The 18,341-nt window shown below is 64.8% G+C and carries 17 protein-coding genes; 10 read left to right on the top strand and 7 right to left on the bottom strand.

The features are described 5' to 3' along the window. Window positions 1–213 precede the first annotated feature (213 nt). Together AC56LR_RS05945 and AC56LR_RS05940 are read left to right on the top strand one after the other, a co-directional pair. Window positions 214–1,971, top strand: coding sequence for a cation:proton antiporter domain-containing protein (locus tag AC56LR_RS05945; protein WP_497128519.1), 1,758 nt, complete (start codon window positions 214–216; stop codon window positions 1,969–1,971). Window positions 1,972–3,422: 1,451 nt separating this feature from the next. Further along, entirely contained in the window at window positions 3,423–3,776 is a 354-nt protein-coding gene (locus AC56LR_RS05940; RefSeq protein ID WP_497128517.1) for a hypothetical protein, read from the top strand. Between the two features lie 140 nt (window positions 3,777–3,916). Here AC56LR_RS05940 and AC56LR_RS05935 read toward each other — a convergent pair whose 3' ends face one another. Then, the gene (locus AC56LR_RS05935; protein ID WP_497128515.1) at window positions 3,917–5,518 is read right to left on the bottom strand and encodes an NAD(P)-binding protein; all 1,602 of its coding nucleotides are present in this window, start codon (window positions 5,516–5,518) and stop codon (window positions 3,917–3,919) included. Continuing rightward, a complete protein-coding gene (locus AC56LR_RS05930; protein WP_497128513.1) occupies window positions 5,518–7,029 on the bottom strand; it encodes a polyamine aminopropyltransferase in 1,512 nt (503 codons plus the stop codon). Before AC56LR_RS05930 ends, AC56LR_RS05935 begins: the two co-directional genes overlap by 1 nt. Window positions 7,030–7,093: 64 nt before the next feature. Between AC56LR_RS05930 and AC56LR_RS05925 the strand changes: the two genes are divergently transcribed. The 6 genes from AC56LR_RS05925 to AC56LR_RS05900 are packed head-to-tail and all read left to right on the top strand — an operon-like array spanning window position 7,094 to window position 11,874. After that, complete coding sequence (locus AC56LR_RS05925; protein ID WP_497128511.1) at window positions 7,094–7,480, top strand: DUF350 domain-containing protein; 387 nt, start codon at window positions 7,094–7,096, stop codon at window positions 7,478–7,480. Between the two features lie 38 nt (window positions 7,481–7,518). Continuing rightward, a complete protein-coding gene (locus tag AC56LR_RS05920) occupies window positions 7,519–8,604 on the top strand; it encodes an SPFH domain-containing protein (RefSeq protein WP_497128509.1) in 1,086 nt (361 codons plus the stop codon). Window positions 8,605–8,613: 9 nt separating this feature from the next. Then, the gene (locus AC56LR_RS05915; protein WP_497128507.1) at window positions 8,614–10,065 is read left to right on the top strand and encodes a DUF4178 domain-containing protein; all 1,452 of its coding nucleotides are present in this window, start codon (window positions 8,614–8,616) and stop codon (window positions 10,063–10,065) included. Window positions 10,066–10,075: 10 nt separating this feature from the next. Next, on the top strand, window positions 10,076–10,237 hold the full coding sequence (locus AC56LR_RS05910) for a hypothetical protein (RefSeq protein ID WP_497128505.1): 162 nt from the start codon (window positions 10,076–10,078) through the stop codon (window positions 10,235–10,237). Beyond that, window positions 10,234–10,593, top strand: a complete 360-nt coding sequence (gene speD / locus AC56LR_RS05905; RefSeq protein WP_497128503.1) for an adenosylmethionine decarboxylase — start codon at window positions 10,234–10,236, stop codon at window positions 10,591–10,593. The genes AC56LR_RS05910 and speD overlap by 4 nt, the downstream gene beginning before the upstream one ends. Window positions 10,594–10,626: 33 nt before the next feature. Then, window positions 10,627–11,874, top strand: coding sequence for a CaiB/BaiF CoA transferase family protein (locus AC56LR_RS05900; RefSeq protein ID WP_497128501.1), 1,248 nt, complete (start codon window positions 10,627–10,629; stop codon window positions 11,872–11,874). A 3-nt stretch (window positions 11,875–11,877) separates the two neighbouring features. Here AC56LR_RS05900 and AC56LR_RS05895 read toward each other — a convergent pair whose 3' ends face one another. After that, complete coding sequence (locus tag AC56LR_RS05895; protein ID WP_497128499.1) at window positions 11,878–12,201, bottom strand: hypothetical protein; 324 nt, start codon at window positions 12,199–12,201, stop codon at window positions 11,878–11,880. A gap of 365 nt (window positions 12,202–12,566) precedes the next feature. On the opposite strand from AC56LR_RS05895, the gene AC56LR_RS05890 reads away from it, so the two are divergent. Next, entirely contained in the window at window positions 12,567–13,382 is an 816-nt protein-coding gene (locus AC56LR_RS05890; protein WP_497128497.1) for a hypothetical protein, read from the top strand. 92 nt (window positions 13,383–13,474) lie between these two features. Further along, a complete protein-coding gene (locus tag AC56LR_RS05885) occupies window positions 13,475–14,776 on the top strand; it encodes a Xaa-Pro dipeptidase (protein ID WP_497128495.1) in 1,302 nt (433 codons plus the stop codon). 156 nt (window positions 14,777–14,932) lie between these two features. Here the strand turns inward: AC56LR_RS05885 and AC56LR_RS05880 are convergent, their stop codons facing one another. The 4 genes from AC56LR_RS05880 to AC56LR_RS05865 are packed head-to-tail and all read right to left on the bottom strand — an operon-like array spanning window position 14,933 to window position 18,324. Then, on the bottom strand, window positions 14,933–16,129 hold the full coding sequence (locus AC56LR_RS05880; protein WP_497128493.1) for an MFS transporter: 1,197 nt from the start codon (window positions 16,127–16,129) through the stop codon (window positions 14,933–14,935). 10 nt (window positions 16,130–16,139) lie between these two features. Beyond that, a complete protein-coding gene (locus tag AC56LR_RS05875) occupies window positions 16,140–17,012 on the bottom strand; it encodes a hypothetical protein (RefSeq protein WP_497128491.1) in 873 nt (290 codons plus the stop codon). A 17-nt stretch (window positions 17,013–17,029) separates the two neighbouring features. Further along, entirely contained in the window at window positions 17,030–17,818 is a 789-nt protein-coding gene (locus AC56LR_RS05870; protein ID WP_497128489.1) for a hypothetical protein, read from the bottom strand. Beyond that, window positions 17,815–18,324: a hypothetical protein gene (locus tag AC56LR_RS05865; protein ID WP_497128487.1), complete on the bottom strand. Its 510-nt coding sequence runs from the start codon at window positions 18,322–18,324 to the stop codon at window positions 17,815–17,817. Before AC56LR_RS05865 ends, AC56LR_RS05870 begins: the two co-directional genes overlap by 4 nt. Window positions 18,325–18,341: the final 17 nt, after the last annotated feature.

Genomic DNA, 18,341 nt, shown 5'->3' with positions numbered 1-18,341 from the left:
CTGAACATGTTGCAGGGTTTGAGTTTTAAGTTTGGCGACTTCGGGTATACGCCCGTAACCCACTCCCTGCAACCCTTTCAGCGATTTCCCTACAAATTATTCCGGACAGCAGTGGGCGAAGGCCGGGACCCAATTCCGTACCGCAGCCAGTAACGTCACAGCCCTGCTCCGGCACGCTACAATCGCCCGTCCCCAACCCCACGGCAAAACAACGTGCAAGAGCAACACGCCTTCCCCTTCCTGCGCGAGATCCTCCTTTTCCTGGTCCTCTCGGGCATCCTGATCCCCACCTTGCAGCGCCTGCGCATCAACCAGGTGGTCGGCTTCCTGGCCGTCGGCACCCTGGTCGGGCCCTTCGGCCTCGGCCTGCTGGCGAAGGACATCCCGTGGCTGGCCTTTCTCACCTTCCCGCGCGGCGAAGGCATCTCGATGCTGGCCGAGATCGGGGTGCTGTTCCTGATGTTCATGATCGGCCTCGAACTCTCCGCCGCGCGCCTGTGGGCGATGCGGCGCTGGGTATTCGGCGCCGGCACCGCACAGGTTCTTGCCAGCGCGGTCCTGATCGGCGGCGCGCTGCTGCTGTCCGGCCAGATGGAGACCCAGGCCGCCGTTATCGTCGGCCTGCTGCTCTCGCTGTCCTCCACCGCCGTCGTCATGCAGCTGCTCGCCCAGCAGCAGGCCACCGGCACGCCGCTGGGCCAGGCCACCTTCGCCCTGCTGATGCTGCAGGACCTGGCAGTGGTGCCGATCCTGCTGCTGATCGGCGCGCTGGGCCATGGCGGCGGCGACGGCGTCGCCATGCTCGCGCTCACGACGCTGGCGAAAGCGGCGGCCGCCATCGCCCTGATCTACCTGGTGGGCGGGCGCGTCGTCCACAAGCTGTTCCGCTCCTTCGCCGAGCACCGCCAGCCGGACGTCTTCATGGCGCTGATCCTGCTCAGCACCTTCGGCATCGCGGGCCTGTCCGCCGCGGCCGGCCTGTCGATGGCCCTGGGTGCGATGATCGCCGGCCTGCTGCTGGCCGAGACGGAATTCAAGCACGAAGTCGAACTGATGGTCGAACCCTTCAAGGGCCTGCTCATGGGCCTGTTCTTCATGACGGTCGGGATGAGCATCGACACCCGCCAGGTGCTCGAGGCGCCGCTGCTGCTGGCTGCCTGCGTGGCCGGCCTGGTGCTGCTCAAGGCGGTGGTGGTGGCGGTGCTGCTGCGGATCGGCGGCTTGAGCTGGGGCCGCGCGCTCGAGGGCGGGCTGCTGCTGGGCCAGGGCGGCGAGTTCGCCTTCGTCGCGGTGGGCTATGCGGTTACTTCACAGGTGCTCGATCCCGTGCTGGGCGCGCGCGTCATGCTGGTGGTGGGCCTCACCCTGTTCATCACGCCGATGCTGGCCCGCCTGGGCCGCGCCATCGGCGACCGCAGCGACAAGGCCACGCACGAACTGGCGGCGGGCCAGGACGAGCACCAGCTGGCGTCCGCCCGCGGGCGCATCATCATCGCCGGCTTCGGGCGCGTGGGCCAGCAACTGGCCAAGCTGCTGGGCGAGCAGAACATCCCTTTCGTCGCCTTCGAATGCGACGCCAAGCTGGTGTCGCGCCTGCATGCGCAGGGCAAGCCGGTCTACTTCGGCAACGCCGCGCGCCCCGAACTGCTGCGCCGCGTGCATGCCGGCGAGGCGCCGGCCATCGTGCTGACCATGGACCATCCGGCATCGAGCATGCAGGCCGTGCGCGGCATCCGGCGCGAATTCCCACACGTGCCGCTGTTCGTGCGCTCGCGTGACGAGAAGCATGCGCGGGCCCTGCGCCTGGCCGGGGCCAGCGTGGTGGTGCCGGAAACGCTGGAAGCGAGCCTGCAGCTGTCGGCCTTCGTGCTGGAAGCGATGGGACTGGACGAGCGCCTGGTGGACGGCATCGTCGACCACGAGCGCGACCTGTTCGCGGCGAAGCTGTCTGAACCGGAGCGTCCCGCCTGAGCAGCTTTGGCGGCCCCGAGAAAATTGGAGAGCTGCCTGCCGGCGCCCATGGCTATACTGTCCGCTTATGGCCAGCCAGTGGCGGCCACGCCAGCAAGCGTGTAGATCCCGACGCCGCCAGCCGCGCCTATCACAGCGGCGCCGACCATTCTGCCGGCACGGCAACCGTTTGGTCGCGCGGCATGGCTGCCGAGTGCCGAAGGAATGCGCCGCTCCTGATACGCCACCTATGAACTGATGGGCAATGCGAGGGACCACCTGCGTGGGTCCACGGTCAAAGCCGGCGCACCTTGAGCATATGCAGCCGCCGCTGGAAAGCCAGCCTGCCTGCAGTGCGGCTCACGGGCTAACCAGACCAGTGCGCGAGCAGTCGCCTAAAAGCCCCACCTCGATGATTCCTTTAACACCCACGTGTGGTAGACAAACCACAGCTGGAGAAGAACCGACTGCAACTGGTCGCGATCGTGTCAATTGGTTAGTAAGCTCCCTGTTTTAATATGTATTCTGATTCTGCTAACATGCCCTACAAGATTGCCGTCGAATCAGCGAATACCTTATTAGCTCATGCGCAGGAAAATAAATGGCAGACGTTACACTAAATACCTACAGCCTACCGGGCGGCATTACTATGCCGATGCAACTACAATCTAATAGCAGCATGAATATTACGGAATAGCGGCACTTTCATCACGTGCGCAGCTCTAAGTGGCGGGGTCAGACTCGCGGTATGGGCATATTATGGGGGCAATACCGCTCTCGCCAGCCTTACAATGAGACTGTCGGCGCTTGGTTGCACTTATGCTGTTGAACAACTTCAAGACTCATCAGGAAGTGGCAAGGGCGGAGACAGTGGTGGAGTCGGGGGAGACGGAGGCGGAGGTCCAAATCAATCGCAGACAACGCCAAAAATTCCAGGCGGTTATTGGCAGATTCCAGAAATAGTCACTGGGCCCGAACCAACTACAGAAGCCGTGACTGTCAGCCCGGGACAGCAAGCCGAATCGTACGTTGAGCCGGATCCTGCCGTTTTTGTAGGGGTGGCCGACCCGGTGTTTTAACGGAACGTATAAGCTCAAGCATCTCCACTTGCTCAGCTTGTGGAGAGTCACACAAGCTACCTAGCAAGCTGCAAACGGCCACAGACAGCTTAGATTAGACTTCATCCGCAACTCAGCGCTCATCCAAGCGTAGACAATTGAAAGGCTAATCCGAATCAAATTCTAATCGGCTATTACCCGGCTTGCGCGTGGACACGCAATTGTAAGCTGTTGCCGGGAAAATCCCCCGTTGCGAACAGGCTAAGGAGCCACCACTCCGAAAAGTTGGCCAGCAGCATTAAACTGGAAGAGGCAATTATACTAATTGTGTAAGACGTGAGTTTCGAATACTCTCACAAGTGGGTAAGTGCCGGATATTTTCCAGCCGATTAATCAATGTAAAACGGGACGATAATGAACAGATTTAAAGTAGCGTGCTATGCGGGACTGGGCCTACTGGCAATCGCTATTTCCTCAATACCCACTTCGCCGTTGTCGAAAGCTTTTTTCGGTGGAATACTTTTATATGTTGCCATTGGCCTGGCACATTTAGTGTTCAAGTTTGTGCTGCGAATGCTTTCTGGAAGCGTACGCCAAGAAATTAAAATGAGTGGCCAATTCAGTGCAGGCTTAGGTTTTGTCGGAAGCGTTCTGCTAACGACTGGTATATTGAATGCAGACACCCTGCTGAGTCAAATTGGCATTGCAGTCATTTTAATATCGCTAGAGTATTTTTTCACCATTCAATCACATAGCACCTCTCACTAGTTTGCGCATAACATTAAGACAAACATGCTATTTAGTAAGCCTAACATCATTCCTACTTATTGTGGGTGTGCAGCATTCTGAAGCACTAAGCCGGTCCGACCACTTCATTTCGGGCTAGCCTGCAAGGAGTGGCACTAGTTTTACGCCAGCGCCTGTTGAGCCGCCCGGCAGCCCCACCATGCTGCCTCTTCGAACACCGACAACCCGGACAAATCGGCGTGGGCGAACAGGATCGGCCCCTTCGCCTCGCGTAGCGCGGCCAGCCCGAGATTGGTCCGGAACCCCGGCGCCGGCACTGCCATCGCGTGCGCCCGCAGCGTGATGTCCACCCGCTCGACGCAAGTCGCGAATGCCCAGCCATACGCTTTCTTCAAATCGCTGCCCGCCAGCTTCAGCAGATCGGCGGGACTCGCCGCTTGCATCCAGCGCCGCGCTTGTTCGGGCGTGCGGCTCGACAAGGCCATGTAGGCGGTGAAGACGGTCTTGTCAGGCGGGCGCGAACGAATGTCCTGGTGGGTCGAGACGACGTAGCCGAGTCCCCTGCCCTGATAGACCACGTTGTCCCAGGCCAGCTGCGTGCCAAGCAGCTCGCGCGGAAAATCGCGCATCAGGAAATTCGACACCATCCACGGCGCATAGGCCGGCAGGTGAACGCGCGCATCGAAGCCGTAGCGCTCGATGCGGTCGACGATGCGGCTGGCGACGAACAGCGGCATCGCGCATATCGCACGGCGCGCCCGGACAAGGAAGCTGCGCGGCTTGCCATCGACGAGCGTAAAGCACAGCGCCTCGACCTTGCCGTCCACCTCGCGGACCGACGCCGCGGTTCCCGCACGGCGGCGTGGTCCGGCGCGCGCCGCCAGCGCTTCGGCCAGCGGCGCCAGCCCACCGGGCCAGGTCAGCAGCGCGTTCTCGCCGGCGTTCGCGGCCTGGCCCCAGCGGCCGGCAAAATAATGCAGGCCGGCCCAGGCCGACACCCGGTCGATCCCGGCGCCGTAGTCGTCGCGGCAGCAGTAGTCGAGATACCAGCGCAGGCTTGCCGAGCGATAGCCCTTGTCGCCCAACCACTGTGCGAAGCTGATCCGGTCCAGCGCCGCGAATTGCGGGTCGCTGGACGAGCGCGCCAGCGGGAACACGAAGGCGCGCAGGCCGTCGCTGCCGCGCTGGTGGCGCAAGCGCGCCATCTCGTCGAAGAACAGCTTGTGCTCGGCCGCGTCGGCGGCGCTGGCGGGAATCAGCCCCTCGTGCCATTCGCCCTCGACCAGCAGCCGTTCTTCCGGCCCGTGCAGGAGGAAGCGCTCGTCGTAGTAAGGCTTGTCGCCGTCGGCGTCACGCAGGATGATGCCGAGGTCCGCCAGCATCTCGCGCACGTGGGTCGCCTCAGGCCCCGGAAGCGGCAGGTAGTGCGCGCCGGTCGGGCAGGCCAGCTCGCCGTAATGGCTGCCGGCCGCATTGCCGAAGGCCTCCGGCCCGTCCAGCAGCAGGTAGTCGTCGCAACCCAGGCGACCCAGTTTCCACGCGGCGCTCAGGCCCGCAATGCCGGAGCCGAGGATCACGACGTCCGTCTCGACGACCTCGGAGGGCTGTGGCAGCGCGCTGCGGTCGCGCAGGAAGTGCCCTTCCGCCCGGCCCGGCGTGTGCACCGCCGGCGTGATTTCCTGGTAATAGCGAAAGCCTGCCGCGGATGCCAGCCCCGCCGCGCCGGCGCCCGCGGCCGTCATCAGGAAGGAACGCCGGTCCATCAGCGGATCACCTGCTGCCAGTCCTCTTCGAATTCGCGCACCAGCGACTGGGTGTCCAGGCGGTTCGGCGCCATGACCCGACGCGGCATGTCGGGCGGGAAGTCGAACATGGCGCGGGTGGTCTCGCCGGTCAGGTAACGCATCGGCAGCCGGTAGTTCGACGGCGGCACGAAGCGTCCCTGCGGGGAAGCCATGATGAAGCCCCACTCGCCGAACGAGGGCACGTACAAGTGGTAGGGCCAGGTCTGCAGCCCGACTTCGCGCAGGGTGGCGTCGATGGTCCAGTAGGCGTTCGGTGCGAAGAACGGCGAGGTCGACTGCACCACGATCAGGCCGTTGGCCGCGACGTGCTTGCGCAGCACCCCGTAGAAGGGCACCGAATACAGCTTGCCGAGGGCGAAGCTGGACGGATCCGGGAAGTCGACGATCACCGCGTCGTACATGCCAGCCTCTTTTTGCAGCCAGATCGCGGCGTCGGCGTTGACCACCTTCACGCGCTTGTCCTTGAGCGCGCCGGCGTTGAGCTTGACCAGTTCGGGGCGGGTCGCAAACGCCTGGGTCATGGCCGGGTCGAGGTCGACCAGCGTGACTTCCTCCACCTGGGGATAGCGCAGCACTTCGCGCAGCGCCAGCCCGTCGCCGCCGCCCAGCACCAGCACGCGCTTCGCCCACGGGAGCGACTGCATCGCCGGGTGCACCAGCGCCTCGTGGTAGCGGTATTCGTCGCGCGAGGAGAACTGCAGGTTGCCGTTGATGTAGAGGCGCAGGTCGTCCTTCCAGCGCGTGATGACCAGGCGCTGGTAGGGCGTGGTGGTGGAGTACACGACCTCGTCGCCGAACAGGCCGTGCTCGCCCCACTCCACCATGCGGTCCGAAAAGCTAAAGCCCAGCACCAGCGCGAACAGCACGGCGCTGGCGCGGATCGCCTTGCCGCGCAGGTGTTCCAGCTCGGCGCGGAACACGTAGAGCGTCCACATCGCGACGCCGACATTGAGCATCCCGAACAGGAAGCCCGTGCGCACCAGGCCCAGGTGCGGCGCGAGCACCAGCGGAAACAGCAGCGACACGGCCAGCGCCCCCAGGTAGTCGAAGGTCAGCACGCGGCTGACGATCTCGGCGAATTCGGTGCGGCGCTCGTTCAGGGCGCGCATCACCAGCGGCACCTCCATGCCGACCATGCAGCCGATCAGGAACACCGTCACATACAGCACCGTACGAAACGGGGCCGGCATCCAGGTGAAAGTCATGAACAGCACCGCTGCCGAGACGCCGCCGATCAGGCCAACCGCCAACTCGATGTCGATGAAGCGCGACAGCACGTCCTCGTCGCGCACATACTTCGAGAAGTGCGCGCCCACGCCCATGGCGAACAGGTAGCAGCCGATGATGGTGGAGAACTGCAGGACCGAATCGCCCAGCAGGTAGCTGGACAGGGCCCCGGCGATGAGTTCGTAGGCGAGGCCGCAAGAGGCGACGACAAATACCGAGAGTATAAGAATTCTTTTGGTCATGAAACGGCTTTTGTTCTAAGATCGCGCTGTGCTGCCATCCTGTCTATTTTCTCTGGAGAATGTCGTGCCCGCCATCCTAAACTATGTGCTGCATCTTGCGACGGCAATTGCGCTGGTGCTCGCTTTTTTTGTGGTCTACACGCGGGTCACGCCGTACGATGAAATCCTGCTCATCCGCCAGGGCAACTGCGCCGCCGCGGTCTCGCTGGGCGGCACCCTGCTGGGCTTTTCGGTGACGATCGCCTCGGCGCTGATGCACACCGACGACTATTATGAATTCTGCGGCTGGGCGGGCCTGGCCATGCTGCTGCAGGTGCTGGTCTTCGTGATCGCCACGCGCCTGCTGCGCATGTCGAAGGACCAGATCGAGGCCAACAATGTCGGCTTCGGCATCCTGCTCGGCGCCATCTCGCTGTCGATCGGCCTGGTCAACGCGGGCAGCATCTCCTGACACCAATAGTTATCCATCGCGCATAAAGAGGATCCATCATGTCTATCGGCTCATTCATCAAGAAGCAGTTTCTCGACGTCCTGCAGTGGAACGAGGAAGGCGAAGGCACCTTGGCCTGGCGCTACCCGATGGAGGACTTCGAAATCCAGAACGGCGCCACCCTGGTCGTGCGCGAGTCGCAGGTCGCGATCTTCGTGGACGAAGGCCGCATCGCCGACGTGTTCGGCCCCGGCACGCACCGCCTCACCACCTCGACCCTCCCGGTGCTGACCAACCTGAAGAACTGGGACAAGCTGTTTGCCTCGCCCTTCAAATCGGACGTGTATTTCTTCTCCACGCGCGTGCAGACCGGCCGCAAATGGGGCACGCCGCAGCCGGTGACGATCCGCGATAAGGATTTCGACATGATCCGCGTGCGCGCTTTCGGCATGTATTCGTATCGCGTCGCGGACCCGCGCCTGTTCTTCACCGAGATCAGCGGCACCCGCGAAGCCTATACGCGCGACGAAGTCGAAGACCAGCTGCGCGGCCTGATGCTGGCGACCATGGCCAATTCGCTGGGCGCATCGAAGATCGCCTTCCTCGACATGGCCGCCAACCAGACCCTGATGGCGCAGCAGATCCGCGGCGACCTCGAAACCGCCTTTGCGCGCTACGGTGTCAAGCTCGATGAATTCAACGTCGCCAGCGTCAGCCTGCCGGAAGAACTGCAAGCGGCCCTGGACGAACGCATCTCGGCCGGCATGAAGGCCAGCCTGGGCGCCGACAAGATGGGCGGCTTCACCCAGTTCCAGGTGGCCAGCAGCATTCCGCTGGCAGCCCAGAACGAAGGGGGGCTCGCCGGCATCGGCGCCGGTGCGGGCGCGGGCATCGCGATCGGCCAGGCCATGGCGCAGGGCATGAGCGGCGCGTTTGCTCCGCACGCCGCGACGCCGCCGCAAGCGGCCGGCGCGGAATCGGTCGCCGCGGCATCGGCCGGCGCGGCATCGGCCGCCGCGGCATCGGCCGGCGAATCGATCGAAGACCGCCTGGGCAAGCTCAAGGGCCTGCTGGACAAGGGCCTGATTTCGCAGGGCGACTACGACAGCGCGAAGGCCGAGCTGCTCAAGAAACTGATCGGATAAGCAGCGCCGATGCAGAACGTCTCCTGTCCTTCCTGCGGCGCACCGGTCCAGTTCCGCTCGCACGCCTCCGTCATGGCGGTGTGCGAGTTCTGCCGCGCCACCGTGGTCAAGGACGCCGGTGCGGTCAAGGACCTCGGCAAGATGTCCGAGGTGCTGGAAGATTATTCACGCATCCAGATCGGCACCTCGGGTGTGCTGGCGGGCCGCAGCTTCACGGTGATCGGCCGTATCCAGCTGAGCTATGACGCGGGCATGTGGAACGAGTGGTACCTGCTGTTCGACGACGGCCTCGATGGCTGGCTGGGCGATACCTCCGGCCAGTACACCTTGAGCACCAAACGCGAACTGGCGCCGGGCTGGCCGGCTTTCGACGCGATCAAGGTCGCGCACCAGTACGACGTCGGTTTCGGCCCCTATGTGGCCTCCGACAAGCGCGTGGCCAGATGCACGGGCGGCCAGGGCGAATTGCCGTTCCGGGTCGGCGAAGGCTGGGAGGCGCGCGTGGCCGACTTCCGGCGCGGCCCGAGCTTCGCTACCTTGGACTATTCCGACGGCGACACGCCCCTTCTCTACGCCGGCAATGCGGTCACGCTGGAAGCCTTGAAATGCCAGCTGCTGCGCGACGACGAGCAGATCAAGGCCAGCGCCGGCAAGTACCGCGGCAAGGTGGACACGCTGGTCTGCCCTTCCTGCGGCACGGCGATCGCCTACCTGCCCGGCATTGCGGCCAATTGCGTCTGCCCGGCCTGCAGCACGCGCCTGGACGCGAGCACCCCGGCGCTGCGCGTGCTCGAAAAAGGATCGGATTCCGCCGCGGCCGGGTTCACGCTGCCGCTCGGCGCGAAGGGCAAGATCGGCGGCAATGAGTACCGCATCATCGGCGCCATGCGCCGGGCCGACGACGAGGGCGAATCCTGGACCGAATACCTGCTGTTTGGCAGCGGCGGCGGCTTCCTCTGGCTGGTGGAAACGCTTGAAGGATGGACGCGCTCGCAGGTGATGGACGACTGGCCCACGCCGCCGCTGCCGGCCATGAACGAGGTCCAGGTGGACAAGGTAAGCTACCAGCGCACGTGGGTGTACCCGGCACGGGTGCTGTACGCCGCGGGCGCCTTCAACTGGCGCGTCAAGGCCGGCGACACCGTCAATGTCGCCGAATACGAGCATGGTGCTACAAGCCTGGCGGCCGAATACACGGACGAGGAACTGAGCTGGTCGCGCTCTTCGCCGGTGGCCGAAGACCAGGTGCGCAGCTGGTTCGGCCTGGGCGCCCCGGCGGCGGCGAAGGCGTCCAGCGCGGCGGGGCAGTCGAAAAGCGACGTCGCCTGGAAAGCCCTGCTGTGGATCCTGGGCCTGAATTTCATCCCGCTGGTCTTCAATTTCGGCATGACGATCTTCCTGCTCCTGCTCGGGGTGCTGGCCCTGTTCATGCCGATGCTGCTTGCACCCGACAAGAAATGAGTCCGACCGCATGAACCGCAACTTCCTCCTCTACGCCATCGTCGTCACGCTGGTCACGACCATCGTCTGCTGGACCAGCATGGCATCAAGCGCCCGCACCGGCGGCGGCAACAGCTGGCGCAGCTATGGCAGCGGCAGCGGCGGCAGCTATTCGGGCGGCGGCCACAAGTGAAGGCAGTTCACCGCCCTGCCGGCATCCACCTGCTGGCCGACCTGGCCGGCATCGACGCCGCGCGACTGAATGACCCGGCCGCCATCGACGCGCTGCTGCGCGAGGCCGCGCAGGCCGCGGGCGCCAGCATCCTGCACAGCCACTTCCACGCCTTCGGGCCAGGCATGGGCGTGACCGGCGTGCTGCTGCTGGCCGAATCGCACATCTCGATCCATACCTGGCCAGAGCACGGCTTTGCGGCGGCCGACATCTTCATGTGCGGCGACGCCCAGCCGCAGCGCGCGCTCGACGTGATCGCTGCGGCCCTGAAGCCGGGCTCGCGCTCCGTGCAAACCATCCCGCGCGGACAGCTATAATCCGCGCTGGTCCCCTACTCCAGCAGGAACACCATGACGCACTTTCCTTCCGCGGCGCTGCCGAAGGCGCTCGGCCACATCCGCGTACTCGACCTGTCGCGCGTGCTCGCCGGCCCCTGGTGCTCGCAGAACCTGGCCGATCTCGGCGCCGACGTGATCAAGATCGAACGTCCCGGCAACGGCGACGACACGCGCGCCTGGGGCCCGCCCTACGCGAAAGACGAAGAAGGCCGCGACACCAGCGAAGCCGCCTACTATTTGTCGGCCAACCGCGGCAAGCGCTCGGTCACGGTGGACATCGCCAGCCCTGAAGGACAGCTTCTCTTGCGCGAACTGGTGCGCCATTGCGACGTGGTGCTGGAAAACTTCAAGGTCGGCCACCTGAAACGCTACGGCCTCGATTACGACAGCCTGGCGGCCATCAAGCCCGACCTGGTCTACTGCTCGATCACCGGTTTCGGCCAGGACGGCCCCTACGCGCACCGCGCCGGCTACGACTTCCTGATCCAGGGCATGGGCGGCCTGATGTCGGTCACCGGCGAACGCGACGACCTGCCCGGCGGCGGTCCGCAGAAAGCCGGCGTGGCCCTCACCGACCTGATGACCGGCATGTACGCGACGGTCGCCGTGCTGGCCGCGCTGACCCACCGCGACCGCAGCGGCCAGGGCCAGCACATCGACATGGCCTTGCTCGATACCCAGGTGGCGATGCTGGCCAACATGGGCAGCAATTACCTCAACAGCGGCAAGCCGCCCAAGCGTTGGGGCAATGCGCACGCCAACATCGTGCCCTATCAGACCTTCGCCTGCGCGGACGGCCACATCATCGTCGCTACCGGCAACGACGGCCAGTACCAGAAGTTCGTCGAGGCCGGCGGACGTCCCGAACTGGCCAGCGACCCGCGCTTCGCCACCAACCCGCTGCGCGTGCAGAACCGCGACCTGCTGGTGCCGATGCTGGCGGAGATGGTCAAGGAGCGCGGCCGCGACGCGTGGATCGATTTGCTCGAATCGGTCGGCGTGCCCTGCGGGCCGATCAACGATATTGGCGACGTGTTCGCCAACCCGCAAGTGAAGGCGCGCGAAGTCGCCTTCGAGCTGCCGCACCCGACCGCAGGCATGGTGAAACTGGTGCGCAACCCGATCAGGATGTCGGCGACGCCCGCGACCAGCGACAAGGCGCCGCCCCTGCTGGGCCAGCACACCGACGAGGTATTGGGCGATGTGCTGGGCCTGGGAGAGGCGGAGATTGCCGCGTTGCGCGGCAAGGGAATCGTGTAAGGATCAGTGCAACTGGTGCTTCAGATCCGACAGCACGTCATGCACCCGCGTCACCACCGAGGCCACCTGGGGCGACGGCTGTGAGCTGCGCACCATGCGCTTGGCATCGTCGCCCATCTCTTCCAGCCGGTCGATGCATTCGATGATGCGGGTCTGGTCGTTCGAGCGCATCACGCGTTCGGCGGCCGGCATTTCATGAGCGATCTTCTGGATGCAATCGCGGATGTCGTCGGGCGCGCCCTGGTCGTTCCGGGTCACTTCTTCGGCCTGGTTGATGGTCTGCTGGATCTGGCTGAAGCGTTGTTGAATTTCGGCAGGTTGTAACATGATGAGCTCCTGGAAGTGGTGCGGCAAATCCGCTGGACTTAATCACTTTAGACCTCTGCGCGGCGATTTCAAGCAAGCATTTCAGCAGTGCGCGCGTCAAAGATGGGGCAGCGATCGCGGATGTTTCAAGCGGTAAATCAGCCCTGGGCTAGATACCGATCAAACAGCGAGGACGGGAAATTCGCGCACGGCTGAGGCTTCAGGAGTTGTCACAAGCGGCGGATCACTACAATTCCTGAGTTGATGTTCGCCCACCCACCTCCCGAGACGCCATGACTGTCCCCGCTTGCGCGCTGCGCCCTGTATTACCGCGATGCTTCCTCGATGTGCTCTGCCGCTGCCTGCTCGCTGCCTGCACCGTTCTCGTGCTCGGGGCCTTTCTGCCCGCGCGTGCGGCCAGCTCCACCGAAGTCGTGAACGTCATCCTGACCTCGCGCTTCCTGGAACAGGAACGCTGCGACAACCTGGGCCTGGTCAGCATCGGGCTGCTGCAAGGCCTGCACCGCGGCGTCGGCGTCAACAAGCGTCCCGAACTCCCGGCGCATCAAGTGCGCGAGATCGCCACCCGCTATGTCGCGATCAACGAGCATCTGTGCGAGGCGATCACTCCCCTGTTCGCCGACCACTGGGCGCTCAACTACGACAAATACGCGCGCTCCAGCCTGGCCAATACCGCCTGGGACGAGTTCCTGGCCGACGAACGCGCAGTGAAATGGGCGGGGATCAGCGCCCGCTTCCGGACCGAACTGATCATGCTGAACAATGCGATCGACCTCGTGCTGGCCTTGCGTCCCGATGCCTTCAATCCGGACTCGAAGCAGATGCGCGGCCTGCTGTTGCCGGAAAAGCGCAAGCTGCTCGACGACATACGCCGGGTGTCGCTGACCGATGACGAAGCCAAAGTCAGGCTGATGCTGGCGACCTCGCACGACCAGCCGATGTTCCGCGACATGCTCCCGGCGCGCTTCAACCTGGAGAGCCTGGCCGCGATCGAAGCAAAGACGCGCCAGATCGGCCTGCAGCTGGTCAATGGCTACCGCGTCCATTTCGACGACCTGTACAACCCCGGGACGCGCCTGCTGCTGTTCGCGGTCGAGGACAGCGCGCGCGGGCCGAAGTTTGACACCACCGTCCGCAGCGCAACCACACAAATCAAGGCACTGGCGTCGAAATATCGCTAGCACCTCCATCCAGCCCTTACGTGCGTCTGGACGCTGGCAGTGACTATCTGTATAAGTTGCTACTTGTCCATATCATACGTAAGGGGAATCTTTTGGATCGACAGCACCGCCCGCTATCCCGCATCGCCCTGTTCTGCCTGGCTTTACTGGGCAGCTCCGGCGCCTTCGCCGCCGACGTGATCATCACCGCCGACCGCCTGCTCGACGTGCGCGCGGGACGGATGATCCAGAGTCCGGAAATCCTGGTCCGCGACGGCAAGGTCGTCAGCATCAAGCCGAACGCTGCGACGCCCGCCGCCGACGCCGGCGCCGGCGCCACGCGCATCGCCTTGCCGGGCATGACCCTGGTCCCGGGCCTGATCGACATGCACGTCCACCTCGATTCGGACCCGACCTACGGCGGCTATACCAATCTCGAATACAACGACCGCTTCTGGTCGGCCCTGAGCGTGGTCCACGCGGGCAAGACCCTGGACGCCGGCTTCACGACCGTGCGCAACGTGGGCGCCTCGGACTGGAACGACGTGGGCCTGGGCCAGGCGATCGCCGCCGGCAAGGTGCGCGGTCCGCGCATCGTTCCCGCGGCGTGGTCGTTCGGGCCGACCGGCAGCCACTGCGACTCCACCTATTTCCCGCCGTCGATGGACGAGAAAGCACCGTATAACGCCGACGGTCCCGACGAAGTGCGCAAGTCGGTGCGCGCGCTGCGCAAGTACGGCGCCCAGGTGATCAAGATCTGCGCCACCGGCGGCGTCTTCTCGCGCAATACGGAACCGGGCCAGCAGCAGATGAACCTGGCCGAGATGCGCGCCGCGGTCGAGGAAGCCCACCAGTGGGGCCTGCAGGTCGCCGCCCATGCCCACGGCGCGGCCGGCATCAAGGATGCCATCCGCGCCGGCGTCAACACGATCGAGCACGCCAGCCTGATCGACGACGAAGGCATTGCGCTCGCCAGGAAGCACGGCGCCTGGCTGTCGATGGATATCTATAACGGCGACTACACCGCACTTGAGGGCAAGAAGAACGGCGTGCTGGAAGATAACCTGCGCAAGGACCGCGAAGTGACCGACATCCAGCGCCAGAATTTTAAAAAGGCGCATGCCGCCGGCGTGAAGATGGTCTTCGGCACGGATGCGGGCGTGCATCCCCATGGCGGCAACGCCAAGCAGTTCGCGGTGATGGTCAAGTACGGCATGACGCCGCTGCAGGCGATCCAGGCTGCCACCATCAATGCGTCCGAAGCCCTGGCGCGGAAGGACGTCGGCGTGGTCGAGGCGGGACGCTTTGCCGACATGGTGGCGGTGGCGGGCGATCCGACGACCAATGTGCAACTGCTGGAGGCGCCGGCAGTTGTGATTCAGGGCGGCGTAGTGGTCAAACGCGCGGGGCAGTAAGCCGCTTCAGGGCGTAATGCCGGGAAATCGTAGGGTGGTCGGCTCTGCCGACCGCGCGTTCAACTCGAGCAAGCGTTTCCACGACGCTGACGGAAGTTGAACGCGCGGTCGTTCGTAATTCCGGGCATTGCCCGAAATTACCCCGACCACCCTACGTCAAATAGGCGCCAGTCGACGCAGCCGCAGCGCAATCAACATCGCCACCGCCAGCAGCGCCCCGAGCACCGCCACCACGCCGGGCCAGCCCCAGGATGCCCACACATAGCCGGTGCACCAGCCGATCACGCTCGAGCCCACGTAGTAACTGAAGAGATAGATGCCCGAGGCCAGCGCCTGCGGCGGCCGTGCGCGCCGCCCGACCCAGCTGCTCGCCACCGAATGCGAGGCGAAGAAGCCGAAGGTGGCCAGCCCGGTGCCCAGCACCACCGCGACCACGGAATCGTGCAGGGTCACCAGCAGCCCGGCGATCATCACGCCCAGCACCAGCCACAGCACGTTGCGCCGGCCCAGGCGGTCGGCGAGCTTGCCGGCCCACATCGAGCTGACGATGCCCAGCAGGTAGAGCAGCGAGACGGCGCCCACCGCGCTCTGGCTCAGGCCAAAGGGAGGCGCCAGCAGCCGGTAGCCGATGTAGTTGTACAGGCTGACGAAAACGCCCATCAGCAGGAAAGGCAGCACGAACAGCCAGGGCAGGCCTGCGTCGCGCCAGTGCGTGCGCAGCCCGTCCAGGAAGCCCGGCCCCGGCGCGCGCTTCGTGCCCGTATGACGCGAAGGCGGCAGGCTGCGCGAGAACTCCCAGGCCGCGTACAGCCCGGCCACGCCCAGCAGCCCGACCGCGATGCGCCAGGATGTGTAGTCGCTGATGAAGGAGGACAGCACGCGCCCGCTCATGCCGCCGAAGGCGCTGCCGCTGATGTACATGCCCATCGACAGGCCGAGCGACGAGCCTTCGATCTCGTCGCTGAGGTAGGCCATCGCCACCGCGGGCAGCCCGCCCAGCACGAGGCCGAGCAGTGCGCGCGCGCCGACCAGCTGGGTGTAGTCGACCGCAAAGGATGACAGCAGCGTGAGCAGCGCGCCGCCAAGCATCGAGGCCGTCATGATCTGCTTGCGGCCGATGCGTTCGGCGAGAAGGCTTGAAGCCAGCAGGGCGATGGCCAGGGTGGCGGTGGACACCGACAGCGCCAGGCTGCTTTGTGCGGGGGTGAGGGAAAAGTCGCGCGCCAGCAGCGGCATCAGCGGCTGGACGCAGTAGAGCAGTGCGAAGACGGAAAAGCCACCGAAGGCCATCGCGCGGTTGATGCGGCGGAACTCAAGGCTTCCGGCCGCGATCGGACCACGCGCGTCCGTCATCGCCGGCTCGTCACGGCAGGTCCGCGTCGAGTTCGGAACCGGCGTAGTTCTCCAGTTCTCCGAAGAGCTGCTTCATCGTCGCCTTGGTCCCGATGTGCTGCAGCACCGTGCATTGCTCGCGGTAGGTCGCGATGCGCTCGGCAATCACGCTTTGATGCGCCGGCGGGATGCGCGCCATCAGTTCGGCCCAGCCGGCTTCGAAGTCGGGCTTGTTGCGGCGTACCGATTTCACGAAGCGTTCGAATTCGCGCTGACCGGTGCGCGCCGTGATGCGCCCGCCCGCTTCCACCGCGAAGATGATCGCCAGCGCGATCACGCCCTCGGCATTCAGGTCAGGATCGTTGATCGGGCCTTCGTAGTGATGGCGGCGCAGCCACTGGGCCGCGCGCACGATCGCCTGCACGCCCTGGCGCTCCTTGAGCTGGGCAACGTAACGCTCGTAGCCGGACCAGGTCTCGCCCGGATCGGCCGTGCACAGGTCGACGAACAATTCCTTGAGGCGGCGCTGCGCATACACCGGGTCGGTGTCGTATTCGCCCACCAGCGTGTCTTCGGGCATGGCGGAGAGCTCGCGCACCATGCGAAAGCCCGACTGGAATACCGCTTCGGCGCCCTCCTCGATCAAGATGTCGAGTGCGTCGAGGTCGTCGTCGCTGTCCAGCTCGTGCTCCAGGCCGAGCGAGACACCGCCCACGGTGAGCAGCAGCGCGCGCTGGATGCCTTCGGCGGTGCGGTCGTTGGTGAACTTCTCGGCCACCATCGCGGTGATGCCGCACAGCTCGTCGGCCAGGGCCTCGGCTTCGTCCGGCGTGGCCTCGCCCGGCAGCAGCTTGATGGCGCGTATCAGGCGCGGCAGCGTCTCGACGACGAGGGCGGGCAGCATGGTTCCCGGCGCTCCGCTCACGAGAAGATGTCCGTGCCGATGCTGCGGCGCGTACTGCGGCGCGGCATGCTGCGCACCGACGGCACCTGCTTGCGCAGGCGGTAGAGCAGTTCGCGCGTATTGCGCTGCATGAAGGGCGACTCTTCGTCCGGATCGTCCGGCAGCTCCATGTCGGCCATCTCGGCGCTGTGGCGGAATTCCGGGAACAGCTCGAGCAGCGAGCGCTCCCAGCCGTCTTCGCTGGCCTTGGCCAGGTCGATCGCCAGCGGCACGATGTCGCTGTCGCCGCTGGTCTGGCCGGTGACGTAGCGCCCCTTGGCCAGGATCTCGCCGGCCACCTCGAGGATCTCGCGCGGCGCCAGCGACCACATGATGGCGAACACGGTGGCGCCGTGGTCGGTGGCGGAGGCTTCGCGCAGCAGTTCGTGGCGGCGCTCTTCGTCGTCGTTGGCGTACACGATGCCGTGCACGTGGTTGAACAGGTTCTCGGCGATGCGCTCGGGATCGTCCTCGATCATGTTGTCCGGCCAGGTGGCGGCGATATAGGCCAGGCTATCGGCCCAGGCCTTGGGCGGCACCAGCATGGTCGCGAGCGAGGTCTTGCCGCCGTCAAAGCCGGCCAGGTGCAGCGCGGTCACTTGCGGCGGCAGGGTCGACAGGACTTCGGCCACGGCATAGTCGCCGTGCTCGTCGGCGGCCTTCGAGAATGCTTCTTCGGCATGGTCGAGCGAGCCGGCCAGCACCAGTTCGCTGACCTGGCGGGTCAGCGCCGGCAGGTTGCTGCCTTGCTTGGCGTCGTCGCTCATTCGCGCTCTCCTCCGTCCGCATCGAACAGCTGGGTGAAGTCGTCGGTTGCGGCGCTGTCGTCCATGTCGTCGTCGCCTTCGTCGCCTTCGCCGAGGCGGTCGAAATCGCGGTCCTCGTCTTCCCAGCGCGACTGGTTCTTGTACAGGAAGGCCGTGATGATGGCCTGGCGCGCCAGCTCCGGGTAGTTGGCCGTCATGGCCGCGTACATGGCGCGGCCCTGTTCGCCGTCGCACTCGGCCATGGCGAAGACGTGCGAAGGAATGGTGCCTTCGTAGTCGGCCGCTTCACGCAGCAGGCCTTTCGGATCCTTGAACTTGATACAGTCAACGAGCGCGAAGGCCATCAGGTTGACGTCGTCCAGGCCCGAGCCGCTGGCGTATTCCGACACCAGTGCGCTGACCATCATGTTGTAGTTCTTCTTGTTGGGCGGATCGCCCAGCGTGCCCTCGATCTGCCCGTCCAGTTCACGCGACTGGAACGAGAATTCGGGATGTACGTTTTTCATGGTGTGTCCTGTTGATT

The sequence above is a fragment of the Telluria sp. ZT3P39 genome, assembly GCF_059685935.1.
Note: the sequence above shows the minus strand (reverse complement) of the source record. Positions and strands in the feature narration are given on the sequence as shown.